Origin of the sequence: Aureimonas ureilytica DSM 18598 = NBRC 106430, assembly GCF_000382705.1 — a bacterium.
GTDB classification, from domain to species: Bacteria; Pseudomonadota; Alphaproteobacteria; order Rhizobiales; family Rhizobiaceae; genus Aureimonas; species Aureimonas ureilytica.
The window spans coordinates 271,896-295,784 of sequence record NZ_ARQE01000005.1; the positions used below are offsets into that span (position 1 = coordinate 271,896).

Annotated in this window: 26 protein-coding genes; 5 read left to right on the plus strand and 21 right to left on the minus strand. The window is 66.6% G+C overall.

Annotated elements, in window-relative coordinates:
- Positions 1-177: 177 nt before the first annotated feature.
- From B146_RS30175 to motA, 18 genes are all read right to left on the minus strand, one after another.
- Complete coding sequence (locus B146_RS30175) at positions 178-3,339, minus strand: flagellin N-terminal helical domain-containing protein (RefSeq protein ID WP_322786369.1); 3,162 nt, start codon at positions 3,337-3,339, stop codon at positions 178-180.
- Between the two features lie 218 nt (positions 3,340-3,557).
- A complete protein-coding gene (fliP, locus tag B146_RS0113355) occupies positions 3,558-4,343 on the minus strand; it encodes a flagellar type III secretion system pore protein FliP (RefSeq protein WP_019996953.1) in 786 nt (261 codons plus the stop codon).
- Positions 4,340-4,927, minus strand: a complete 588-nt coding sequence (locus tag B146_RS27815) for a flagellar basal body-associated FliL family protein (RefSeq protein ID WP_019996954.1) — start codon at positions 4,925-4,927, stop codon at positions 4,340-4,342. Before B146_RS27815 ends, fliP begins: the two co-directional genes overlap by 4 nt.
- Positions 4,928-5,181: 254 nt before the next feature.
- Positions 5,182-5,889: a flagellar basal body L-ring protein FlgH gene (gene flgH / locus B146_RS0113365; RefSeq protein WP_019996955.1), complete on the minus strand. Its 708-nt coding sequence runs from the start codon at positions 5,887-5,889 to the stop codon at positions 5,182-5,184.
- Positions 5,886-6,512 carry a MotE family protein gene (locus B146_RS26055; protein WP_019996956.1) on the minus strand — a complete coding sequence of 209 codons (627 nt, stop codon included), beginning with the start codon at positions 6,510-6,512 and terminating at the stop codon, positions 5,886-5,888. Before B146_RS26055 ends, flgH begins: the two co-directional genes overlap by 4 nt.
- Positions 6,513-6,520: 8 nt before the next feature.
- A complete protein-coding gene (flgI, locus tag B146_RS0113375; RefSeq protein ID WP_019996957.1) occupies positions 6,521-7,720 on the minus strand; it encodes a flagellar basal body P-ring protein FlgI in 1,200 nt (399 codons plus the stop codon).
- On the minus strand, positions 7,717-8,199 hold the full coding sequence (gene flgA / locus B146_RS0113380) for a flagellar basal body P-ring formation chaperone FlgA (protein ID WP_019996958.1): 483 nt from the start codon (positions 8,197-8,199) through the stop codon (positions 7,717-7,719). Before flgA ends, flgI begins: the two co-directional genes overlap by 4 nt.
- A gap of 3 nt (positions 8,200-8,202) precedes the next feature.
- Positions 8,203-8,985 carry a flagellar basal-body rod protein FlgG gene (gene flgG / locus B146_RS0113385; RefSeq protein ID WP_019996959.1) on the minus strand — a complete coding sequence of 261 codons (783 nt, stop codon included), beginning with the start codon at positions 8,983-8,985 and terminating at the stop codon, positions 8,203-8,205.
- A gap of 15 nt (positions 8,986-9,000) precedes the next feature.
- Positions 9,001-9,312: a flagellar hook-basal body complex protein FliE gene (locus tag B146_RS0113390; RefSeq protein ID WP_019996960.1), complete on the minus strand. Its 312-nt coding sequence runs from the start codon at positions 9,310-9,312 to the stop codon at positions 9,001-9,003.
- Between the two features lie 5 nt (positions 9,313-9,317).
- Positions 9,318-9,734 (minus strand): flagellar basal body rod protein FlgC, encoded by a 417-nt coding sequence (gene flgC, locus B146_RS0113395; protein WP_019996961.1) that lies wholly within the window; start codon positions 9,732-9,734, stop codon positions 9,318-9,320.
- 6 nt (positions 9,735-9,740) lie between these two features.
- Positions 9,741-10,121: a flagellar basal body rod protein FlgB gene (gene flgB / locus B146_RS0113400; RefSeq protein WP_019996962.1), complete on the minus strand. Its 381-nt coding sequence runs from the start codon at positions 10,119-10,121 to the stop codon at positions 9,741-9,743.
- Between the two features lie 195 nt (positions 10,122-10,316).
- Positions 10,317-10,766 carry a hypothetical protein gene (locus tag B146_RS0113405; RefSeq protein WP_019996963.1) on the minus strand — a complete coding sequence of 150 codons (450 nt, stop codon included), beginning with the start codon at positions 10,764-10,766 and terminating at the stop codon, positions 10,317-10,319.
- A 62-nt stretch (positions 10,767-10,828) separates the two neighbouring features.
- Positions 10,829-11,917: a flagellar biosynthesis protein FlhB gene (gene flhB, locus B146_RS0113410; RefSeq protein ID WP_019996964.1), complete on the minus strand. Its 1,089-nt coding sequence runs from the start codon at positions 11,915-11,917 to the stop codon at positions 10,829-10,831.
- 77 nt (positions 11,918-11,994) lie between these two features.
- Positions 11,995-13,017 (minus strand): FliG C-terminal domain-containing protein, encoded by a 1,023-nt coding sequence (locus B146_RS0113415; RefSeq protein ID WP_019996965.1) that lies wholly within the window; start codon positions 13,015-13,017, stop codon positions 11,995-11,997.
- A 10-nt stretch (positions 13,018-13,027) separates the two neighbouring features.
- Positions 13,028-13,363 carry a flagellar motor switch protein FliN gene (gene fliN, locus B146_RS26060; RefSeq protein WP_051091571.1) on the minus strand — a complete coding sequence of 112 codons (336 nt, stop codon included), beginning with the start codon at positions 13,361-13,363 and terminating at the stop codon, positions 13,028-13,030.
- A gap of 172 nt (positions 13,364-13,535) precedes the next feature.
- The gene (locus tag B146_RS0113425) at positions 13,536-13,886 is read right to left on the minus strand and encodes a hypothetical protein (RefSeq protein WP_155897489.1); all 351 of its coding nucleotides are present in this window, start codon (positions 13,884-13,886) and stop codon (positions 13,536-13,538) included.
- Positions 13,867-14,802 (minus strand): FliM/FliN family flagellar motor switch protein, encoded by a 936-nt coding sequence (locus tag B146_RS0113430; RefSeq protein WP_019996968.1) that lies wholly within the window; start codon positions 14,800-14,802, stop codon positions 13,867-13,869. Before B146_RS0113430 ends, B146_RS0113425 begins: the two co-directional genes overlap by 20 nt.
- A 9-nt stretch (positions 14,803-14,811) precedes the next feature.
- Entirely contained in the window at positions 14,812-15,684 is an 873-nt protein-coding gene (motA, locus tag B146_RS0113435) for a flagellar motor stator protein MotA (protein WP_019996969.1), read from the minus strand.
- 222 nt (positions 15,685-15,906) lie between these two features.
- Here motA and flgF point away from each other — a divergent pair, with 222 nt between their 5' ends.
- Positions 15,907-16,632: a flagellar basal-body rod protein FlgF gene (gene flgF, locus B146_RS0113440; protein WP_019996970.1), complete on the plus strand. Its 726-nt coding sequence runs from the start codon at positions 15,907-15,909 to the stop codon at positions 16,630-16,632.
- Positions 16,632-17,960: a FliI/YscN family ATPase gene (locus B146_RS0113445; protein ID WP_019996971.1), complete on the plus strand. Its 1,329-nt coding sequence runs from the start codon at positions 16,632-16,634 to the stop codon at positions 17,958-17,960. Before flgF ends, B146_RS0113445 begins: the two co-directional genes overlap by 1 nt.
- A 50-nt stretch (positions 17,961-18,010) precedes the next feature.
- Here the strand turns inward: B146_RS0113445 and B146_RS0113450 are convergent, their stop codons facing one another.
- A complete protein-coding gene (locus B146_RS0113450) occupies positions 18,011-18,256 on the minus strand; it encodes a hypothetical protein (protein WP_019996972.1) in 246 nt (81 codons plus the stop codon).
- Positions 18,257-18,355: 99 nt separating this feature from the next.
- On the opposite strand from B146_RS0113450, the gene B146_RS26065 reads away from it, so the two are divergent.
- The gene (locus B146_RS26065) at positions 18,356-19,279 is read left to right on the plus strand and encodes a LysR substrate-binding domain-containing protein (RefSeq protein WP_019996973.1); all 924 of its coding nucleotides are present in this window, start codon (positions 18,356-18,358) and stop codon (positions 19,277-19,279) included.
- Between the two features lie 9 nt (positions 19,280-19,288).
- On the plus strand, positions 19,289-21,106 hold the full coding sequence (locus B146_RS0113460; protein WP_019996974.1) for an ABC-F family ATP-binding cassette domain-containing protein: 1,818 nt from the start codon (positions 19,289-19,291) through the stop codon (positions 21,104-21,106).
- 27 nt (positions 21,107-21,133) lie between these two features.
- Here the strand turns inward: B146_RS0113460 and B146_RS0113465 are convergent, their stop codons facing one another.
- The gene (locus B146_RS0113465; RefSeq protein ID WP_019996975.1) at positions 21,134-22,105 is read right to left on the minus strand and encodes a DUF808 domain-containing protein; all 972 of its coding nucleotides are present in this window, start codon (positions 22,103-22,105) and stop codon (positions 21,134-21,136) included.
- Between the two features lie 164 nt (positions 22,106-22,269).
- Between B146_RS0113465 and B146_RS0113470 the strand changes: the two genes are divergently transcribed.
- The gene (locus B146_RS0113470; RefSeq protein ID WP_155897490.1) at positions 22,270-23,436 is read left to right on the plus strand and encodes a D-alanyl-D-alanine carboxypeptidase family protein; all 1,167 of its coding nucleotides are present in this window, start codon (positions 22,270-22,272) and stop codon (positions 23,434-23,436) included.
- A 46-nt stretch (positions 23,437-23,482) separates the two neighbouring features.
- On the opposite strand, the gene B146_RS0113475 is transcribed toward B146_RS0113470, so the two are convergent.
- Positions 23,483-23,860, minus strand: a complete 378-nt coding sequence (locus B146_RS0113475; RefSeq protein ID WP_019996977.1) for a response regulator — start codon at positions 23,858-23,860, stop codon at positions 23,483-23,485.
- Positions 23,861-23,889 lie beyond the last annotated feature (29 nt).

Below are 23,889 nucleotides of genomic sequence, written 5' to 3' on the forward strand. Positions count from 1 at the left end.
TTAACCAACCGGCAAGGTTCAGGGCCACCCTGGCCCCTCCCCTCCAGCAACGACCCCAATTCGCGCCGTTGCTGTTGCGAAACGAAAACACCCCCCGGACCGCAAGGTGCGAGGGGTGCCTTTGAAGTAGGCGTGAACCGGCGGGGGTTTCCCGCCGATCCGTCTTCGATCGCTGGATCAGCCGCGGAAGAGCGAGAGGACGCTCTGAGCGGACTGGTTGGCGATCGAGAGCGACTGAACGCCGAGCTGCGACTTGACCTGCAGAGCCTGCAGCTTGGTCGACTCTTCGGTCATGTCGGCGTCCACGAGGTTGCCGACGCCCTTCTCGATCGTGTCCATCAGCGTGTTCACGAAGTTCTTCTGCATGTCGATGCGCGAGGCGACCGAACCCAGCGAAGCGGCAGCCGTCGTGACCTTGTTGATCGCGTCGTTGACCAGCGAGATGTAGGCCGCGAAGACGTCCTTGCGGTTGGCACTGGTCACGCCGGCCGTGGTCAGCGCGGCGTCCGAGACGTCGATCTTGTCGACCGACATCGTGTTGCCACCGTTCGCAGCGGTCAGGCCGGTCACCAGCAGCGAGCCGGAAGCCGGAGCTGCGGTGCGGGTGATGACCAGAGCACCGCTCGGTCCCGTCGTCGATACCGAAGCCTGGACGCCGGCCGCCGTGAAGGCGCTGGTCAGCACTGCCGCGTAGTCCGTCACGCTGCCGATCACGCCGTTCTGACCCGGCAGAGCCGCATCGACGCGAGCCCGGTCGATCGTGACCGCCTTGGACACGTTGTCCACGACGACGTTGAACGAGATGACATCGTTCGCACCGATCGTCTGCGGGCCGGCGAAGTTCGCCGTGCTCGTGAGAACCGCGGTGGACGTTGTGGACGAGGGCGTTCCCGTGCCGCTGACGGCACCGGCGGTGAGGCCGGCGAACGCCGTGTCGGTACCGCTGCCGTCCTGCGCCTGAACGTTCGAGATCGCCAGATAGGCCTGGGAGCCCGTGGCGACGGTCTTCAGCGTCATGGCGTAGGTCGGGGAGCTGCCGGTGTCGACATCGAACAACACCGCGCCGCCGAAGCCTGTCACGCTGTCGTTCAGGGCGGACTGCACGCGGGTCTTGAAGATTGCGGCATCGGCCAGCTTACCGGCGGTCGAGGTATCGCCCGTCATGCCGTCGGTCGAGATCGTGATCGTCTTCTGCGTCCCGCCGTTGTTGATCGTCAGCGAGATGCGGTCGTTGTTCTTGATACCGGTGTTGTCGAAGGTGCCGATGGACTGCGTCGGAGCCGTCGCACTACCGTAACCGACCACACCACCCGTGGTGCTGGCCGTCTTCACGCCAGAGGCGTAGTAATTGGACGTCGAGTTCTCGGCGAAGCCCAAGCGGCTGGTAGCGCTCGCGGTACCGGCAACAGAAGCCGTTCCGTTGATGGTGGCCTGGACGTTGCTGATACCGACAGCCATGTCGGCACCCTTCTTCTTGGTCTCGACGCTGAAGTGGCCCGCACCGTCCGTGACGACCTTGATGTCGCCCTGATTATAGGTCGCGCCGGTCCCGTTGAACTGGGAGAGGCCGAAGCCGGTCGTGTTGGCGTCGATCTTCGCCTGGAGGAAGGCCGCGAACTCGGTTGCCGTCGGCTGGCCCTTGGTCGCCCAGTTGGCAACGAGACCACCTGCGAGGAAGTCGACCGTCTGGAACGTGTGGGTGATCCGCTTCACGGTCGAGCCGTACTGCACATCCATCGAGAACGTATCGCCCGCGACGATACCCGCACCCGTACCCGTACCCTTCACGACGCTCGTCGAGCTGGCCGCGATGGCGTTGCCGCCAGAAGCCGCGAAGCCATTGGTCTTGGTGACCGTGCCGAGCTGCAGCGACTCCTGCGAGCCGACGATCCCAGCCTTGGTCTTGATGTCGATGGTGTCACCGGAGGTATTGGACACGACGATGTCGCCGGCCTGGTAGGCACGTCCATTCGTCTGCGAGAAGGTGCCGGCGAACTGCTGGTCGATCTTATCCTGGAGCTTTAGGATGAGGTCAGCCTTCGCCAGGGTACCGGCGCTGAAACCGTCGGCGGTGATCGTCTTCGGCACGCCGTTGAAGTTCAGGCTGAACTCAACCTTGTCGGTAGCATCGGTGATGGTCACCGCGTTGTTCGCATAGGTGCCAAGAGTGACAGCCACAACCGTCGGGCTGCCGGAAGCGGCCGGGGTCGCGAACGCGGTAGCGGTCGTGCCCTGCATCGAGGCGGAAGCCTCGTATTCCGTGCCGAACTTCGGAGCCGGCAGCGAGCCGCCCGTCAGCAGGCCGCCGACGCTCGTGGTCACGCCGTCGCCGTCCGTCCGCGTCACGGCGCTGGCCGAAATCGTGGCCGAGGTGCCAACCGCGCTGGTTTCGATGGTCACGGCGCCCGACGTGCCGGCCACGTTTCCGCCGACCTTCACGGTCGCGGGGGCGGCGGTCGAAGCCGAGCCCGTGAGGGCGAGGTTGACAGCGCCCTGAAGCTTCGAAGCGAAGTTCGCGGCGGTGAGGCCCGTCGTGTCCAGCCGGACGAGGTTGGACGTTCCGTTGACGTTGAGCGTGAAGCTGAGCTTGTCGCCCTGCGTCACGCCGGTCATGTCGAGCGTGCCGAGGTTGATCGAAGCGACGCCAGCGGAACCGCCGGCACTCGCCAGAGCCGGCGTGTTGCCGAAGCTCAGCGCCGTCGTGACCGGGGGGGTGCCGCCCGGAAGGCCGCCGGCCATCAGGGTGGTGCCGTCCGCCTTCTTCAGCGTGGACTTGCCGTCCAGGATACCATCGGCCGAACCGCTCTTGTCGAACAGCTTGACGTTCGTGATGTTGACGTCGATCGAGCCGATCGAAACCGCGCCCGAAGCGTCGCGCGAGAAGGACGAGACGACCGACTTCGTCGCGTTGTAGGAGGCGACCGAGGAGTCGACCGAAAGCCAGTTCTCGCCCGAGAAGGTCGAGGACGAAGCGATCGAGGTCAGCTGCTTCTGAAGCTCGGTGATTTCCGACTGGATCTTGGAGCGGTCGACGCCGTCCTGCGTGGCGGCGGTCAGCTTGGACTTGATCTCGTCGAGAACGTCCTTGGCCTTGTTGAGGCCCTGGTAAGCCGTGTCGACGGTGGCGGAGCCGAGGCTGAGAGCGTCCTTGACGGTCGAAAGGGACTTGTTGTCCGACTTCAGCGTCGTGGCGATCGACCAGTAAGCCGCGTTGTCCTTGGCTTCGCCGATCTTCAGGCCCGTCGAGATGCGGCTCTGGACGGATTCCAGCTGGCTGTTGGTGTTCTGAAGCGTGCGCAGAGCGGTAAGAGCTGCGGCGTTCGTGTTCACGGAGGTCATGAGGATGTCCCGATAAATCAAATCGTTGGGACAGACCGGATCGAGCCGGCATAGAAGTCCGGCATCATGCCTATGATCGCGGCCCCTTGGGGTAACTGGGCGATCAACCTTCTATGGGCTCGAAACTAGGGGGCGAGTTTTAAAACTCGGTAAAACGGAGAGCCGGAACGGCCAAAGTTTTGCACGTCTCGCGTGAAATCAGTTTCAGTACAGCTTCGCTACATGAACGAGCGCACCAGGCTCCCCGTCAGCATGTTCCAGCCGTCGATCAACACGAAGAACAGGATCTTGAACGGCAGGGAAATCACGGTCGGCGGAAGCATCATCATGCCCATGGACATGGTGAGGGTGGCGACGATCAGGTCGATCACGAGGAACGGCAGGACGATCAGGAAGCCGATCTCGAAGCCCCGGCGCAGCTCGGAGATCATGAAGGCGGGAACGAGGACGCGGAAATCGACCTCCTGCCCCTCGCCCGCGCCCTGCTGCACTTCCGGCAGGCGGTCGCGGTTGGCGGACTGGCTGAAATCGGAAAACAGCGCCAGATCCTGGCTGCGCACCTGATCCAGCATGAATTCGCGGAAGGGCTCGGCGATTCGCGGCAGCGCTTCCTGTTCGGTGATCTCGCCCTTCATGAGGGGCTGAAGCCCGTCGCGCCAGCTCTGGTCGAAAGTCGGCATCATCACGAAGAAGGTGATGAAGAGCGACAGCGAGATGATGATGAGATTGGCGGGCGTCGTCTGGAGACCGAGACCGGACCGCAGGATCGAGAGCGCGATCACGACGCGGGTGAAGGCCGTCACCATGACGAGAAGGCCCGGCGCCACCGAGAGGACCGTGACGATGCCGAAGAGCTGGACGATGCGGCCCGAGACCGCGCCGTCGCCGGCCGGAATCAGCGAGGCGAGATCATTGGCGGCGTTGGCCACCGCGTCCTGCGCGTGAGCGGGCACGGCCAGAAGCAGCGCCGCCAGAAGCGCCGCCGCGGGAAGCGCCGGTCTCACTTCACCACCAGCGAACGGACGGCGACGTCGACCACGGCGGGCGAGCGAAGGCGGGCGCGCTCCAGAAGGTCTTCCTTCAGGTGCAGAAGGCCGCGCGAGCCCTCGATCTGCGCGAGTTCCAGCGTGCGCAGGAAGACCAGCGTATCGGCCTGGATCTGCGTCGTGAGAACCGCCTCGTCCACCTTCTCGTCGCCCGGGCGCAGGACGAGGCCCATTTCGAGGCGAAGCTGCGCGCCGACGGGCGCGGAGAGATCGGTGAGGATCGCGGGGATCTCGACGAAGGATTCCTTCACCGGCTCGCCGGCGCTTTCCTTGTTGGCGAGCGAGCCTTCGGCGCCGGTCTCGGCCTTGCCGGAATGACCCTCCGCGCCCTTCGCCTCGGCGTGCGGGGCAGCGGCAGGGGTTTCGGCGGCGGGCGCCGGCGCGGGCGCGGGTTTCAGAAGAAAGCCGAGCGCGGCGCCGCCGCCGGCCGCCAGGAGCGTCAGACCCGCCACAACGGCGATCGTCTGCATCCGCCCGCCCTTTTTGGCTTGCTGGTCGCCGCCCGCGAGAATGGCGAGCGCTTCGGGGGTCAGGTCGGTCATCGGCCGCTCCGGGGGAAGGACTTCTCAAAATTCCTGCCGCAGGGCCGCTCGAGGGGCCTTCCCTCTCGCGGCAGCCACACGAGGCCCGACGCTGTCGACGGGCGCGCGGATCGTGGCCGGCAAGGAAGTGTTAAGAAATCGTGCTGGCCCGAGCCTTGCGGAGGATCGAAACGCAAAAACGGGCCGGCAAGTGCCGGCCCGCTGGGATGCGAAGGTAAGGAGGTGGGAGGCCTGGGCGGCCGCCTCGGCGCGCCTCAGTAGGGAAGCGCGTTGTCGAGGATCTGCTGGCCCCAGCCCGGCTGCTGCACTTCCGACAGGCGACCCCGGCCGCCGTAGGAGATGCGCGCTTCGGCGATCTTCTCGTAGGAGATCGTGTTGTTGGGCAAGATGTCGCCCGGGCGGATGATGCCGGCGATCGACAGAACGCGAACCTCGAAATTGACGCGCACTTCCTGCTGGCCGGCAATGTAGAGATTGCCGTTGGGCAGGACCTGCGTCACCACGGCGGCGACGGAGACGTTGATCTCTTCCTTGCGGTCCACGGTGCCCTTGCCGGTGGCCTTGGTGCCGTTCTTCAGGCCGAGGGTCGTGCCGACGGTCGGCAGCCCCCAGGAGCCGAACGATCCCTTGAGATCGGCGCCGACGCTGACACCCGAATCGCGCGAGCGCTTGGTGTTGTTGTCGAGCGTCGCCTTGTCGTCGATCTTGATCTTGACCGTGACGATGTCGCCGACGTTGAGCGCGCGCGTGTCGCGGAAGAAATCGGCGTTGCGGCCGGTCCAGAGCGAGTTCACGTGGCGCGGCGGCTCGGGCGAATAGGCGGCCTGGGGCTGAACCACGGGCGGGAACTGGTGCAGGCCGGTGCCGACCGGGGTCAGCACGGGCTCCTTCATCAGGTCTTCGCGGGTCGTGGTGCAGCCGGCGAGAACGCCGGTGGCGAGAAGGCAGGCGAGGATTCTCACGACTTCTGTCCTTCGTCGGCGGCGGGCGCGCCCGCGGCGCTGGCCTGGGCCGCGCGGTCGGTCTTCTCGGTGATGATGTTGGCGAGCTCGGCGGCCACCGGCGCGGGCATCTCGGCGAGGATCGCGCTCGCCTGACGCGGCTTCAGCCGGGTGAGAAGCGAGGCGGCGACCGGGCGCTCCATGCCGGCGAGCTGACCGGCGGCGGCGTCCGCCTTCATGCCCGAATAGATGTTGATCATCGTCTCGGAGGTCGATTCGATGAAGGCCTTGCGCTCCGAAAGCCAGGTCTCGACTTCCTTGCGCTTGGCGTCGAGTTCCTGGATGCGGGCCGAAAGCTGGTCCTCCGCTTCCTTGACCTTGGCGAGCTGCAGCGCGTTGCGCGCGTCGAGCGCGGGATCGGCGATGTTGGAGCAGTAGCGCTGGACGTCGGTCGTCGCCTGCACGGGAACCGACTGCTCCGTGCCGTCGGAGCCGATGACGCGCAGCTTGTTGGTGGTCGGGGGCGGCGCGGCCGGTTCCTTGGCGGATTCGGCTCGGACCCCCGAGAGGCCGGCCAGGAGCACGGCGCCGGCGAGAAGCGCGGTGGACAGCGAGGAGCGGCGGGAGATCGGCGAAAGGGTCATGGCGGGTCTCACTGAACCACGAGGTCGGCCTGGAGGGCGCCCGAGGTCTTGATGGCCTGGAGAATGGCGATGATGCCGGTCGGCTTGAGGCCGAGGCGATTGAGCCCGCGCACCACGGCGTCGAGATTGGCGCCCTGGACGATGGCGAGATTGCCGCCGCCCTGCTCGGCGCTGACATTCGTGTCCTTCGTCACGACGGTCTGGCCGTTGGAGAAGGGCGCGGGCTGCGAGACGTTGGGCGTGTCGGTGATGCGCACCGTCAGGCTGCCATGCGTCACCGCGACGGTCGAGATCTTCACGTCCTGTCCGATCACCACGGTTCCGGTGCGCTCGTCGATCACCACGCGCGCGGCCTGGTCGGGCGCGATCTGGAGATCGCCGAGATCGGCGATGAAGCGGGTGGAGGAGAGCTTGGTCGGGCGCGTCAGCGTGATGTTGCGGAAGTCCTGCTCGCGCGCCACCGGCTTGCCATAGGCGCCGACCGCAAAGGCGTTGATCGCGTCCACCACCCGGATCGCCGTGCGGTAGTCGGGATTGCGCAGTTCCATCGTGATGGTCGGCGTGTCGACATTGGCGCGCGGCACTTCGCGCTCGATGAGGGCGCCGCCGGCGATGCGGCCGGTGGTCGGCGTGCCCTGCGTCAGGCTCTCGTTGGTGCCTTCCGAGGAGAAGCCGCTGACGGCGAGCGCGCCCTGGCCGACCGCGTAGATCTCGCCGTCGGGGCCGTAAAGCGGTGTCATGACGAGCGTGCCGCCCATCAGCGAGGAGGCGTCGCCGAGCGAGGAGACGTTGATGTCGATGCGCGAGCCGATGCCCGAGAAGGCCGGCAGGTCGGCCGTGACGACGACGGCCGCCACGTTGCGCGTGCGCGGATTGGCCGAGCGCACGTTGACGCCCATGCGATCCAGCATGGACTGGAGCGACTGCTCGGTGAAGGGCGAGTTGCGCAAGCTGTCGCCCGTGCCCTGAAGGCCGATCACCAGACCGTAGCCGACGAGCTGGTTGTCGCGCACGCCCTTGATCGTGGTGATGTCCTTGATGCGCACGCCGCCCGAGGGGCGCACGCGCGGGAGCACCATGTTGAAGTTCTCGCGCGCGCCGATCCCGGCCTGGCTGTAGCCGGCCCCGCCGTAATCGGCGGCGAAGGCGGAGGTGAAGCCGAAGGAGGCGATCGTGGCGAGAAGCGCGAGGCGGAGGGCGTGTCTCATTGGGCGGACACCTCGATCGTGCCGTCTTCCATGGCGACGCCGGAAATGGTGACGCCGCTGTCGGTGTTGCGCACGCGCACCGCCTGGCCGGCGCCCGCGGACTGGAGCGGCGTGCCCATGCCTGTGATGAGGAGGCCGGTTTCGCGGTAGACGAGCTTGGTCGGCACGCCCGCCGTCACCGTGTCGGGCGACTTCAGGTCGGACAGGAGGATCGGCTGGTTGGGCAGGAGCGTGCGCCGGGCGAGCCGGTTGCGCAGCATCCCCTCCTCCACGACATAGGCCGAGAGCTGCTCGCCCGGCACGGTGAAGCGCATGGGCATGACGCCTTTGTCGAGAACGCTCTGTCCGGGATAGATGACCGAGGTCGGCACCGGCAGGTTGAGGTCCGCCGCCCGGACGGGCGACGAAACGGTGATGGCGAGCCCCGCGCCCAGCGAAGCCGCGAGGGAAAGTCGGCGGAGTAGCGAGGCTGCGACCATGGCTTAGCGAAGACCCTTCGACACGACGCCGGCCATTTCGTCCGCCGCCTGAATGACCTTGGAGTTCATCTCGTAGGCGCGCTGCGCCGAGATCAGCTCGGAGATTTCCTTGACCGGATCCACGTTGGAGTTTTCCAGATAGGCCTGCTTGATGACGCCGTAGCCCGGATCGCCCGGCACGCCGGCGATCGGCGCGCCGGAAGCGGCGGTCTCGCGGAACAGGTTGTTGCCCTGCGCGGCGAGGCCCGGCTCGTTGGCGAAGTTGACGAGGCTGAGCTGGCCGATGAGCTGATCCTCGCCGTCCACCTTGGCATAGACCTGGCCGGCCTCGTTGATCGAGACCTGCGTGGCGTTCTGCGGGATGGTGAGGCCGGGATCGACCGTGAAGCCGTCGAGCGTCACGATCTGGCCGGTGGCGCTCTTGTTGAAGGCGCCGTCGCGCGTGTAGAGCGTCTCGCCGCCCGGGCCCTGGATCTGGAAATAGCCCTGGCCGTTGATCGCGAGGTCGAGATCGTTGCCGGTCTGCTCCAAAGCGCCCTGGATGTGGACGGTGCGCACGGCGGCCGTGCGCACGCCGAGGCCGATCTGCACGCCCTCGGGGATCGTGTTCTCGCCGCCGCGCGCCGGGATGCCCTGCGCCCGCTCGACCTGATAGAGAAGGTCGGTGAACTCGGCGCGGGCGCGCTTGAAGCCGGTCGTGTTGATGTTCGCGATATTGTTCGCGATCACTTCGACATTGGTCTGCTGGGCGTTCATGCCGGTCGCGGCGATCGCAAGGGCGCGCATGGGCTTTTACTTTCGTTAGATCGACATGCGGGAAAGTTCGAGATAGGCGGAGACGACCTTGTCGCGGATCGCGATGGCCGTCTGAAGGGTGCGCTCGGCGCCCATCACCGCGTCCACGACGGCCTGGGTCGAGGCCTTGCCGTTGACGCCCTGGATGGAGGTCGCCTCGGCGCCCTTCATGGTCTGGTTGGCCTCGCGGGCCATGTCGGCCATGGCGGCGGCGAAGCCCTGGCCGGCGCTGGCGGTCTCGCCGGCTCCGGCGGTGGCGACCTTGTCCAGGCGGAAACTGTCGACGCGTGTGGCCGCGTTGGTGAGGGCGGAAATCATGGCGTTCAGCCTCGCATGAGATCGATGGTGAGATTGATCAGCTCGCGCGCCTGCTTGATGACCTGGAGATTGGCCTCGTAGGAGCGGTTCGCCTCGCGCATGTCGGCCATTTCGACGAGCGGGCTGACATTGGGCATCTTGACGTAGCCGTCGGCGTCGGCCGCCGGATTGCCGGGGTCGTATTCCGACTTGAACTGCGCGCGGTCGAGGCCGATTTCCTTGACGTGGACGATCTCGGCGCCCGTCATCCGGTCGATTTCGGACGCGAAGGTCACGGTCTTGCGGCGATAGGGGTCCGAGCCCGGCGTTTCGCCGGTCGAGCGCGCGTTCGCGACGTTTTCGGACACGACGCGCAGGCGCGTCGATTGGGCCTCGAGGCCGCTGGCGGCGATGCGAAGGGCGGAGGAGATCGCGTCGGTCATCGGTCGTCAGCCCTTCAGCGTGGAGAGGTACATGCGGTGGAAGGCCTTGGCGATGGACGTGTCGAGCGCGTAGTCGCGCGAGATTTCGCCCGCCTTCAGCATTTCCTGCTCGAGGCTCACGGAGTTGCCCGAATGGGTGACGTCCCAGGGCGTCTGGCGGGCGGCGTCCACGCCGAACTCGCGGCCGGCCGAGGCGACGAGATGGTTCGCGCTGGAGGCGGCAAGGTCCAGCTTCGTGGTTTCCAGAACCGTCGAGAAGGCCGAAACGTCCTTGGCGCGGTAGCCCGGCGTGTTGGCGTTGGCGACGTTTTCGGCGACCACGGCCTGGCGCTGCGACAGCCAGTCGGCGCGGGTGGAGGAAAGGCCGAAGAGATATAAATCGCTCATTGCGCGGTAGATCCTCGAGACTGGTCTCGTAACCGCGTTTTAAGGAAAGCCACTTGTCCGAAACTGGCTAACGGAACAAAAACCTTTTGTTAATCAAGCGTTAACCATGGTTAACAGGGATTAATACTTCCGGCCAAATGAAAAGGCCCCGCCATGGGCGGGGCCTGGATAGATGAAGCCGAAGAGGAAGGGGGATCAGACCCGAGGCTCGACGCGCAGCCGCGCGGCCTCGATCGCCTTGGCAAGCCGCTGGGTGTTGATGCCCGGCTCGAGATCGGGCTCGGCGAAGGCGATGTAGTTGATGTGGACGTTGGAGCGCGTGGCCGACAGGCTCAGACGGAAATGCACGCTGACCTCGGGCAGGCGCAGTTCCATGTCGAGATCGATCGCAGGCGGGGTGCCCCAGGTCAGATGGATTTCGCCCCCGTCCGCAAAGCGCAGCGCGCCGGGCTGGAGAAAGAGCTGCGTGGAGGAATCCACGATATCGGCGATGTTGCCGTAGGCCTCCATGCGCAGAAACGCGACATAGTCGATCGCCTCCACCAGCCGCAACTCCGCCACGACCTCCCGGATGCCGTTCGCCACCAGACGTTCCCGATCCGCTGCGTGCTTGTTGCGAACGTTAAGCATGACTTGGGCGCCCATGGAGAACCTTTACTCGGAAGAAGAACGTGGCGGTCCGGGCGACGAAGCAATGCCGCGGAGCGTTAGGCGACCCCAATTTCCATCCGCGTGCCTGAACGCTCGTGGAGATAGTAGATGACTTCCGCGACCGCCTTGAAGAACTGCGGGGGAATCATCTGATCGACTTCCACATGATCGTACATCGACCTTGCCAAGAGCTTGTCCTCCACCACGGGAATGTCATGCGTCTCGGCAATCTCGCGAATTTTCAAGGCCATGGCATCGACGCCCTTGGCCACGACCAGCGGCGCGCCGCCTTCCTCGCGCACATAGCGCAGTGCGATCGCGTAGTGGGTCGGGTTGGCGATCACCACGGTCGCCTTGGGAACGGAGGCCATCATGCGGCGCTTGGTGCGCTCGCGGGCGATCTGGCGCTGGCGCGCCTTGACCATCGGGTCGCCTTCCGACTGCTTCATCTCGTCCTTGATTTCCTGCTTGGACATGCGCAGGTCGCGCCGCCACAGGATGCGGGAGAAGAGGAGGTCGGCGGCCACCAGGAGGATCGTCGCGACCGACACGGCGGCGAGGAGCCGCATCGAGAGGCCGAGAATGGTTTCCGGGAGCTGCAGCGGGTCTGAGAACATCGTCGTCACCAAGAGGGGCAATTCCTCGGAAAGTATCCATCCGACGATGATCGTTACGCCGAAGAACTTGAAGAGGGCCTTAGCGAACTCGGTGAACCCGCGCTTACCGAAGAGCCTTCCCCAGCCTTGGGTTAGCGAAATATTGGAGGCCTTGGGACGAATTCGCTCAAGGTTGATCTGAGGCGGGTTCTGAAGCAGCGACGCGAGAACGCCGGCCACGATGAAGAGGCCGGTGGCGGGCAAGATGAAATGCGCCGCCTGGAGCGTCGTGGCGTGGAGAAAGCGCAGGGCATCGTAACCGTTTCCGAGCGACCATTGCGTCGGGTTCTCGAAGGTAACCTTCAGGTCGCTGAAAAGTTGCGCGGCATTGTTGCGCGCCTGGAAGACGACGACGCAGATGGCGGCGAGAAGCGAGGCGAGGATGGGCGCCTCGCGCGAGACGGGAAGGTTGCCCTTCTCCACCGTGTCGCGGATTTTCTTCTCTGTCGGTTCTTCTGTTTGGGACTCTTTGTCCGCACCGTCCGCCATGGTCCGTCCGCTCCCGATCGCGCATGAAGCGAGGCCGGGCGCGGACCCTCATGGTCCGCGCCCGGCCTCGCCGGTCGTTATTCGCCCTTTTCGGTAAGGTCGAGCCGTCCTTCGGCCGACAGGCGAAGGGCGGCGGCCGCGATGGAGCGCCGGGCGTCGTGAACGGCACTCGCCGCCACGGCCTCGTTGCGGCCGAGCTCGGCCTCGACCATGCGGCGGGCGCGCGCGCCGAGCGCGGCCAGGACCGCCTCGCGCATCGTCTCGTCCGTGCCGGACAGGGCCTGCGTGACGGTTTCGGTCGGGATCGCATCGAACAGGAGGAGACGCGACTTCTTCGGCAGGCCCGGAATGTCCTCGAAGGCGAAGAGCAGCTTGCGCAGTTCCTTGGCTTCTTCCGGCTCGCTCGTCTCGATCGCTTCCAGGAGATCGTCGGTCTGCCGCTTTTCCATGCGGTTGACGATCTCGGCGAGCGTGGCGTGGCGCTGCTTGCGCTCGGCGCCGTTGCCGCTGGCCACGAAGGACTCGCGGAAGCGGTGCTCGATCATGCGCGCCATCTGCTCGCTCGGCGGCTTGGCCGAGAGCATGCGGCGCACCACGTCGTTGCGCAGCGGCCCCTCGAGGCTCGCCACGACCTGCGCGGCGATCTCGGCCTTGAGGCGCTGGATCGCGTAGGCGATGATCTGCGGATGCTCGCGCTGGAGCAGCGCCGTGATCGCCTGCGCGCCGAGCTGCTCCATCTCGTACCAGACCGGCAGCGCGTCGCCGTCGTCGATCGCTTCGTCGCGGTCGAAGACCAGCGCCTGTTCCTCGCTGGACAGCGAGGAGCGCAGGAGCTTGGAGAGTTCCGTGTCGAGACCGATCAGGCCGGGGCCGGAGCGGAAGGCGTCCTGGAAATCGGCGACGATGGCGTCGAGTTCGATGGAGCTGACCGGCTTCTGCTGCGAGGCGCCCTGGCGCAACGTGCGGATCTCGTCCGGGGTGAAGTGCTTGAGGAGCTTGGCCGCCCCCTCGCCGCCGAGCGTCAGGAGCAGGATGGCGGCCTTGGCCGCGCCCGACTTCTGCGGACCCTCGAGTTCCAGTGGTGTGTAGGCCCCCAACATGGCGATACCGTCAGACGGCGCCGGCGGACTTCGAGCGCGGCTGGCGAGCAGCCGGCGACACGATCTCCGTCAGCGTGATGCCGAAGCGCTGGTCCTCGTTCTCGAGCACCACGACCTCGCCGCGCGCCACGATGCGCCCGTTCACCATGAGGTCCACCGGGTCGGAGACATTGGTGTCGAGCTTCACCACGGCGCCGCGTCCGAGCTTCATCAGGTTGGCGACCGGCATCACCGTGGAGCCGAGCACGACCTGCATCGTGACCGGGATGTTCATGATGACGTCGAGATTGGGCTGAACCGGCGGAAGGTCGGCGGCGGGCGCCGCGTCCTCGTAGCTTTCGGCCATGAAGCCGTTCTCGGCGCCGAACTCCATCTCGCTCTCGGTCTCGTCGGTGAACTCGGTGTCCTCCACGCCGAACGTCGGATTGAAGGTCGTTTCGGTCTCGAGGTCGATCGTCTGGTTGGCCATGGGAGAACAGGTCCTTCGGAAAATCTCCGGGTCGAAGCGACCCTATTTATTAACGAATAGCGACTGGAACTGACGCGAAGCGGGACACGGCGTCCGCGTCGTTGGCAGGCGCCACGCGCCGGCGCTCGTAGCTGTCGAGAATGATGTCGAGGCGCTCGGCCAGGTCCTGCGCCTCGGCCATGCGCTCTTCCAGCGCCTGAAGCGTGCGCACGCCCTCGGTCTTCAGAAGCACCACGGCGTTGGCCGCGCGGTTGATCGACTGGTCGGCCTCGACGAGGGCGCCGCGAAGCGCCGTTTCGTCGGAGCGCAGGCGGCGCAGTTCGCGATACATGGAGCCCGTGCGCCAGCTGGTGACGACGAGGGCCGCGACGAGCAGGGCGTCAATCAGCAAGGATGTCATCGATGAACTCCTCCGTCGGGTCGACCGCTTCCTCGATCCGCACCATGTAGCTGTCGCGCGAGCGGCCCATATGGCCTCGGAACAGGCGCTGGCCCTCGCATTCGAGGACGAGCAGGCTTTCCATGGTCACCGAGAGCGGGATCGTCTGACCGATCTGGAACGTGGCGACCTCGCCGAGCGTCGTCGGATGCTCGGCCAGAAGCGCGCTGACGCGCATGTCCGCCTTCTGGAAGCCCGCTTCCAGATCCTTGGTCCAGCTTTCGTCGACGATCGAGGGACTGTTGTCGGGAAGCACGGCGAGCGCGCGCTTGTGCAGCGCCAGCACCGCCTCGGGGATCGCGATCCGCAGCGCCGCCACGCAGCGCCCGATCGACACTTCGAAGCGGAACTCCACGAACTGGCGCGCGTCGGCGGGAACCAGGGCGTCGAGCTTGGCGCCGATCTCCTCCACCACGAGCCGGTCCGGCGCCATCTGCATCGGCGCGATGTCGCCGAACACGGCATTGCCGGTGTCCACGAAGGCGCGCAGCGCGGTGTCGGCGAAGAACTTGCCGACGCTGGTGAGTGGCCGGCCGGCATCCAGCTTGTTGCGCCCGTCACCGCCGAAGGCCGCTTCGGCCACCGTGTCGGCGAAGAGCGCACCGCCGGCCACCAGAACCGTCTCGCGCCATTTGGGCGAGCGCACGGTGAGGACGATCTGCGTATCGGCCTGTTCCATCGCGCGGGCGTCGAAGGTGAAGTTCGACAGGTCGGCGAACTCGATCTTCAGCGGCGAGGCGTAGGAGGCGTTCAGCTTGGCGCTTGCGGCCTCGGCCCAGCTCGCGCCGATGACCTTGAGGCGGGGATAGCGGTCCGGCTCGATCCGGGCCGCCGAGCGAAGCCGCTCCCCGATGCGACGGTCGGTAACGGTTTCCATGGAGCCTCCTTATGCCGCCGGTGCCGGCGCGCCGCCGCCGATGGTCTCGGCCTCGACCTGGTCGATCGTCGGACGGTCATAGGCGGAGATCGCCTTGCGGCCGTATTCGAGCGCGACCTGCGGGAGAGCGCCGTTCATGTAGGCGATCAGCGTCTGCTTGATGATGATGTACATGCGCATCTGCTTCTCGCGCACCGACTTGATCTTGGCGGCGAGCGGCGCGAACACGCCGTAGGAGAAGAAAATGCCCGCGAAGGTACCGACGAGCGCCGCGCCGACGAGATGGCCGAGCACTTCGGGCGACTGGTCGAGCGCGCCCATGGCGTGAACGATACCGAGAACGGCCGCGACGATGCCGAGCGCGGGAAGACCGTCGGCGACTTCCTGAACCGCGTGCTTGGGTTTCATCTTGTCGTGCTGGACGGTGTGGATTTCCTCGTCCATCAGCGCCTCGATCTCGTGCGGACGAGCGTTGCCGATGATGATCAGGCGGCAATAGTCGCAGATGAAGTTGGTCATCGCCTGGTTCTTCAGGATGTTCGGAAACGCGCTGAAGATCGCCGATTCGGCCGGGTTGTCGACATGGGCTTCCACTTCCGAGCGCGACTTGGAGCGCATCTCGCGCATCAGCGAATGGAGAAGGCTGAGAAGGTCGAGATAGTCGCGCTGCTTGGGAACGGCGTCCTTGAAGGCCTCGCCCAGCGCCTTGCCCGTGTCCTTGACCACCTTCATGTTGTTGGCGACGAGGAACGTGCCGAGCGAGGCGCCCAGAATGATCAGGAGCTCGTAAGGCTGCCAGAGAACGTAGAGATGGCCGCCGGCTGCGACGTAACCGCCCAACACGCAGCCGATGGTGACGATAAGGCCGAGAAGAATACCCATCGGGTGCCTCTGAAGAAGAAGGAATTTGTTAACGCATAGGGTCGCCGACTTGCGCGAGACTGTGCGTTGCGAAAGGTTCCAGACGTTCCGTGCCGGGGTCAGCTTCGGGCCATTTGCAGCGGGTTAACTGGCGGTGAACGGAACGTCCCGCCCCCGGCGGATGCGTCGGTCGGGTCTTCCCCGCGAAGAGCCGGCATCCTCTCGCGACCCAAGGCCCTTCCCATGCAGACTTCGCTTCCCGTCGCTCTTTCCGGCCAGCTCGCCACGGAAAAGCGCCTCGATACGATCGCCAACAATCTGGCCAACCTGCGCACGGTCGGCTTTCGCGCCGAAGAGGTGAAATTCGAAAGCTACCTGTCGCGCACGGCGCCCGAGAGCGTCGCCTTCACCTCGGGCGGCGAGCGCTATCTCTCCACGCGCATGGGCGAGATGACCCAGACCGGCAACAAGCTGGACATGGCGGTGAACGGCGAGGCCTTCTTCGCCATCCAGACGCCGAAGGGCACCGTCTATACGCGCGACGGGCGCATGCAGATGAAGACCACCGGCGAACTCGTCACCGTCAATGGCGAGCCCTTCCTCGACGTCGGCGGCGCGCCGCTGCTGATCGACCCGTCGGGCGGCCCGATCTCCATCGCGCATGACGGCATGATCACCCAGAAGAACGTGCAGGTCGGCGCGGTCGGCCTGTTCAAGATGCCGGTCGGCGCCAATCTCCAGCGCGCCGGCACGTCCGGCGTCGTTCCCGACCGCGCGGCCCAGCCGATCGTCGATTTCGAGAACACCTCGGTGGTGCAGGGCTATGTCGAGGGCTCCAACGTCAACCCGATCCTCGAAATGACGCGCCTCATTGAAGTGCAGCGCGCCTTCGAACAGGCCGCCAACCTCATCCAGACCTCCGAGACCTCGCTCAACACCGCCGTGACCCAGCTCGGGACCACGAAGTAATGACGGGTCAGCGGCAGAAGGTGGACATGAGCGCGCTCGGCGGCCCGCTCATCCGCGTCAGCGGCCATATCGTGGACGTCTCGGCGCAGGCCTTTCGCGTGGCAGGCCTCAGTCCCTTCGTGAAGCTCGGCGACTGCGTCGTGTGCAACGGGCCGGAGGGCGAGGAGCTGGGAGAGATCGTGCGCGTCGAGGAAGCGGCGGCGACGGTGAAGCCCTTCGCCGTGCGGTTCCAGAGCGGCGTGCGCACGCTCGCCTGGCGCACCGGCCCCGTCACCGTCGCGCCCTCGCCGAGCTGGCGCGGGCGCACGATCGACGCCTTCGGCCGTCCCTGCGACGATCTCGGCCCCCTGGAACAGGGTCCCGTCTCCTATCTCACCGACACGCTGCCGGACGCGGCCATGCGGCGCGGCCGCGTCAAGGACAAGGTGTCCACCGGCGTCAAGGCGATCGACATCTTCACGCCCCTGATCCGGGGCCAGCGCATGGGCATCTTCGCGGGCTCGGGCGTCGGCAAGTCGACGCTGATGGGCATGCTGGCGCGGGCCGAAGGCTTCGATACGGTGGTCGTGGCGCTGGTCGGCGAGCGCGGCCGCGAGGTGCGCGAGTTCCTGGAAGTCACCATGGCGGGCCAGCTGGAGCGCGTCGTGACCGTGGTCGCGACCGGCGACGAAAGCCCGATGATGCGTCGTCTGGCGCCCAAGACCGCGATGACGGTCGCCGAATATTTCCGCGACCGGGGCGACCACGTCCTCCTCATCGTCGATTCGGTGACGCGCCTCGCCCATGCCGCGCGCGACGTGGCGCTCGCCGCCGGCGAGCCGCCGGTGGCGCGCGGCTATCCGCCGAGCGTCTTTTCCGAACTGCCCCGCCTTCTGGAGCGCGCCGGCCCCGGCGCGCCGGACGGCGGCACGATCACCGGCCTCTTCGCGGTGCTGGTGGACGGCGACGACCACAACGAGCCGGTGGCCGATTCCATTCGCGGCACGCTGGACGGGCATATCGTGCTCAACCGCGCGATCGCCGAGGAAGGCCGCTTTCCGGCGGTGGACGTCCTGAAATCCATTTCGCGCCTTGCCGACCTCTCCTGGAGTTCGGAGGAGCGGGAGCTCGTCTCGCGGCTGCGCGCCATGATCGCAAGGTTCGAGGACACGCGCGACCTGCGGCTTCTCGGCGGCTACCAGCGCGGCGCCGACCAGACGCTCGACCAGGCCGTGGACCTCGTGCCCCATGTCTATGGCGGGCTGATGCAGGGGCCGGCGGACGGGCCGAGCGAACGGCCCTTCGAGGAACTCTCGCGCCGTCTCAAGGCGGGCATGGGCGGCGGCTGACGGGCCGGGCGGGCATCGCCCCGCCCTTCGTCTCCCCTAAGCGTCGAGCGTCAGCGCGACCGGCGCGGCGCTTTCGCGGCCGGGCGATCCCAGCCCTCCACCACGGCGCGGGGCGCGTCGGCCGGGCCGTCGCGCCAGCCGATGTCGCGCTGGATCCAGTCGGGCATCTCGTCCTCGCGACAGGTCTGCGCGCGAAGAACGAAACGCTGCCGCAGGAACGCCATCCATAAGGCGAGCTTACCCGTCAGGCCGCGCGCGCTCGGCACGCCCGCCCGTTCGATCGATCCGGTCGACATGTTCTCGTTCTCCGCTCTATGCGGCCTCACAGATCGCGCGGGAGGGCTTGCCCGTCCAATCGAAGCTCCCGCATGATGCATAAGGGGAGTTTATGCATCATGGCCCGACACCTGCCGCCGCTCGCCGCGCTCCGCGCCTTCGAGGCCGCCGCGCGGCATCTCAGCTTCACCCGCGCCGCCGAGGAGCTCGGCATGACGCAGGCCGCCGTCAGCTACCAGATCAAGGTGCTGGAGGAGCGCGTCGGCACGCCCCTGTTTCTGCGCGGCCGGCGGCAGATCGCGTTGACGGCGGAGGGGGCGCGCTTTGCCGCGGAATGCACGTCCTCGTTCGAGCGCCTGTCGGCGGCCTACGACGACCTCCGCGGGTCGGCGGCGGGCATGTTGTCGATCAGTTCGGTTCCGACCTTCGCCACATATTGGCTCGCCCGCCATCTCGGATCGTTCCAGCTCGAACATCCCGAGACGGCCGTGCAGTTGACGAGCACCCGGCACGTCACCGACTTCGAACGCGAGCCGGTGGACATCGCGATCCGTGCCGGCACGGGGTCCTGGCCGGGCCTGACGGCGCATCTTCTGGTCGCCGTCGATTACACGCCCATGCTCAGTCCCGATCTTGCGAACCGCTTCGGAGGGCTGCCGAAGTCGGCCACGGAGCTGCTACGCTTTCCGCTCGTGAACACGACGCACGAATGGTGGGACCTCTGGTTCTCGATGATGGGCATCACCCAGCAAGGCATTGACCGAAGGTCGGGTCCCACACTGGGCAGCCAAGACCTGGAAGCGGTCGCGGCTCTTGCGGGTCAGGGCGCATCCTTGCTGACCCCCTTCTTCTATGCCGACGAGATCGCGGCGGGCCGTCTCGTCCAGCCCTTCCGTGAACTCTATCCGATCGGACGAGGCTACTATCTCGTTTATCCCACGGCCCGGCGGACTGTTCCCAAAATCCGCGCCTTTCGAGATTGGCTGCTCTCGCATTTCCCGACGGCGGACGGCGATCTTTCAAGCGCGGAAGGGATCGGGTAGAAGCCGGCCATGGCCCCTCCCCCGCTTCTTCGTCTCGACGGCGTGCGCCTCACTTTCGGCGGCACCCCCCTTCTCACCCATGTGGAACTCGGCGTCCTGCCGGAAGACCGGATCGCGCTGGTCGGGCGCAACGGCTCGGGCAAGTCGACCCTCCTGAAGATCGCCGCCGGCATCGTCGAGCCCGATGGCGGCGAGGTCTTCCGCCAGCCGGGCGCGACCATCCGCTATCTCGCGCAGGAGCCCGATTTCGGCGCGGCCGAGACGGTGGAGGCCTATGTCGCGGCCGGGCTCGGGCCGGCCGACGATCCCTATCGCGTGACGCGCCTGATGGAGGGCCTCGGCCTTCGCCCCGACGCGCGGCCGGGCGATCTCTCCGGCGGCGAAGCGCGCCGCGCCGCGCTCGCCCGCGTGCTCGCGCCCGAACCCGACATCGTGCTTCTGGACGAGCCGACCAACCACCTGGACCTTCCGACCATCGAATGGCTGGAAGAGGAAATTCGCGGCATGCGCTCGGCGGTCGTCACGATCAGCCACGACCGTCGCTTTCTGGAGCGCGTGACCGAGGCGACCGTCTGGCTCGATCGCGGCTCGGCGCGGCGCCTGAACGAAGGCTTTGCCGGCTTCGAGGCCTGGCGCGACAAGATCCTCGAGGAGGAAGAGCGCGACCTTCAGAAGCTCGACCGCAAGATCGTGCGCGAGGAGCACTGGCTGCGCTACGGCGTCACCGCCCGGCGCACGCGCAACGAGCGGCGTCTGGCCGGCCTGCACCAGCTGCGCGCCGACCGCAAGAACGCCCGCCGCGCCGTCGGCACGGTGGAGATGGCCGTCGGCGAAACGCGCGAAAGCGGCAAGCTGGTGATCGAGGCGAAGCACGTCTCCAAGCGTTATGGCGAGCGCGTCCTGATCGAGGATTTCTCCACCCGCATCCAGCGCGGAGACCGGATCGGCCTCGTCGGCCCGAACGGCGCAGGCAAGACGACGCTGCTCAAGATCCTGATCGGGGAAGCCGAGCCCGATTCCGGCACGGTGCGCCTCGGCACCAATCTCGACCTCGCCTTTCTCGACCAGAAGCGCGCCGGCCTCAACGACGAACTGTCCGTCGCCGACGCGCTGACGGACGGGCGCGGCGATCAGGTCATGGTGAATGGCGAGCCGCGCCATGTCGCGGGCTATCTCAAGGACTTCCTGTTCCAGGCCGAGCAGATCCGCACGCCCGTCGGCAATCTGTCGGGCGGCGAGCGCGCGCGCCTGCTTCTGGCGAAAACGCTCGCGACGCCCGCCAACATTCTCGTTCTGGACGAGCCGACCAACGATCTCGACATGGAGACGCTGGACCTCCTGCAGGAGCTGATCGCCAACTATCCCGGCACGGTGCTTCTCGTCAGCCACGATCGCGACTTTCTCGACCGCACGGTGACGAGCACGATCTCGCCGGAGGAGAACGGACGCTGGCTCGACTATGCCGGCGGCTATTCCGACATGGTGGCGCAGCGGCGCGGCGCGCAGAAGGAAGCGCGCAAGGCCGAGAAGCCCAAGACGGCAAGCACCGGCACGACCGCGAAGGACGCGCCGAAGCCGGCGGCGGCCGCGACGAAACTCTCCTTCAAGCAGAAATTCGCGCTGGAGAACCTGCCCAAGGAGATCGCCAAGCTGGAAGCGGCGATCGCCAAGGCGGAAGCCGAGATGGCGGACCCGGCGCTCTTTGCCAAGAACCCGGATCGCTTCGCCAAGCTGGCGAGCGCCAGCGAGAAGGACCGCGCGGCGCTCGCCAAGGCCGAGGACGAGTGGCTGGAGCTGGAAATGCTCCGCGCCGAGATGGAAGGCTGAACCCGAACCGTTCAGCCCGGCCGAGCTTTACGCTCGGACGCCCTTCACCGCCTTCCAGGCCGGGGCGATCACCCGGCCGACGATCGGGATCAGCGCGAAGCCCACGACGAGGCCGACGAGACCTGAGCCGAGCGCGGTGACCAACCAGCCGAGCGCGCCGCCGATGCCGGGCGCGAGATTCGCAACGGTGAGGCTGGTGTCGTGGATCACGTGTTCGATCCCGTCGATGCCGTATCCGGCCAAGCCGTGGACGAGAATGCCGCCGCCGACCCAGACCATCGCCGCCGTGCCGACCACGGCGAGAGCGCGCAGGAAATGCGGCATGAAGCGCACGAGCCCGCGCCCGAAGGCGGCGAGCGCGCCCGTGCCCCGGCGGGCGAGAGCGATGCCGACATCGTCCGCCTTCACGATCAGCGCCACCGCGCCGTAGACGACGGCGGTGATGCCGACCGCGACGATCGCCATGACCACGGCCTTGGTCCAGATGCTCCCGTCCGGCAGGCCGGCCAGCGTGATCGCCATGATCTCGGCCGAGAGGATGAAGTCGGTCTTCACCGCGCTCGCCACGCGCTGCTCTTCCAGAAGCGCGGCATCGGCCGCGACCGGCGCGGCGGCGTGGTCGGCGGCGCCATGCGCGGCATGGGGCACGAGTTTCTCGTAGATCTTCTCGGCGCCCTCATAGGAGAGATAGCAGCCGCCGAGCATCAGAAGCGGGGTGATCGCCCAAGGCGCGAAGGCTTCGAGCAGAAGCGCGATCGGCAGGAGAAACAGGAGCTTGTTGCGCACCGAGCCCTTGGCGATGCGCCAGACGATCGGCAGTTCGCGCTCGGCCGCAAAGCCCACGACATAGCGCGGCGTGACGGCCGCGTCGTCTATCACGACGCCGGCGGCCTTCGCGCCCGCCTTGGCGGCCTGCGCGCCGACATCGTCGAGCGAGGCGGCCGCCACTTTCGACAGGGCCGCGACATCGTCCAGAAGTGCGATCAATCCGATGCTCATGCGATCCGTCTCCCCGAAGCGTCGATCCGTTGCCGTTCATACACAGGCTGCGCCCGCCCAACGAGATCGTGCGTGATGAGCGCTTTCCTTTTGCGTCCCGCGATGCACACTTTCCGCAGGACCGCCGGAACCGGCGGAGAATGCGGCAGCGAGGGAGACAGGCCATGCACACGGGCGCGAGGATCGATTCGCCGCGAGGAATGGTGGCCCGGCTCTTCGGCGTCGCCGGTCTCCTTCTCGTTCTCGGCCAGCCGGCCCATGCGATCGAGACGACGGCGCATGCCGCCTATATGGTGGATCTCGGCTCCGACACGGTTCTGTTCGAAAAGAACGCCGATCAGCAAGTGCCGCCGGCGAGCCTTTCCAAGCTGATGACGCTCGCGGTGATCTTCGACGAGTTGCGCAAGGGCTCCGTGCGCCTCGACGAGACCTTCGCCGTGTCCGAACATGCCTGGCGCACCGGCGGCGCGGCCTCCGGCGGCTCCACCATGTTCCTGCCGCTCAATTCGCAGGTCAGCCTTGGCGATCTCATCAAGGGCATCGCCATCCAGTCGGGCAACGACGCGACGATCGTCGCCGCCGAAGGCATCGCCGGCTCCGTGCCGGCCTTTGCCGAGATGATGAACCGCAAGGCGCGCGAACTGGGGCTGACCCATTCGCATTTCGTCAATCCGCACGGCCTGCCCGATCCCGGCCAATATGTCTCGGCGCATGATCTCGTGACGCTCGCAAGCTACCTGATCCGCGAGTTTCCCGAGCAATATCCGCTGTTCTCGGAGGAAAGCTTCACCTTCAACGGCATCACGCAGCGCTCGCGCAACCCGCTCCTGCCGCTCGGCGCCGACGGGCTGAAGACCGGCCACACGTCCGAGGCCGGCTACGGTCTCGTCGCCTCCGCCAAGGACGACACGGGCCGGCGCATCGTCTTCGCCCTGACCGGGATGAAGAGCGTGAAGGAGCGCGCCGAACAGGCCCGCGCCATGATGACGGCGGGGCTTCGCGGCTTCGAATCGATCACGGTGGCCAAGGCCGGCGAGGCGCTCGGCGACGTTCCCGTGAAGAACGGCGCGGAGCCGAGCGTGCCGGTGCGCACGGGCGGCGACATCCGCTTCCTGCAACCGCGCGGCGAGAGCGGCGGCCCGGTCACGAAGGAGATCGTGCCGATCGGCATTATCGATGCGCCGGTTCCCGAAGGGCGGCGCGTGGCACAATTGAAGGTTCTGCAGGGCGGCAAGGTGCTGCGGGAAGAGCCGCTCTATGCGGCGCGCGCCATCGAGGAAGCCAGCCTTTTCCAGCGCATTCAGAACACGGTCCTCGGCCATTTCCAGTGACGGCCGGGCGAGATCGACCCTTGTCTGCGGGGAGCGCCCCTTCCGCTCAGTGCGTCATCTGCGCCATGGCGTCCACCACGGCGTTGTGCGGGTAGGGCTTGAAGAAGAACAGGCTGTCCTCGGGCAGATCGTCGGCCTGCGGCGGGCGCACGCCTGATGTCACGATGATGCGCACCAGCGGCCAGCGCTCGCGCACGGTCGCCGCCAAGCGGTAACCGTCCATGGAACCCGACATCTGCACGTCGGTGAAGAGGATGCGGATGTCGGACTGCGTTTCCAGAAGGCGGATGGCCTCGTCGGCGTTGCGCGCGCCATAGGAAACCAGCCCGGCCTCTTCCGCCAGATCCATGGCGTCCATCATCAGAAGCGTGTTGTCGTCGACGATCACGGCGCCAAAGCGTTGGGAGAGGCTGAAACGGCTCAAAGGGGAGTTCCTTCGACTAAGGAAAGGTC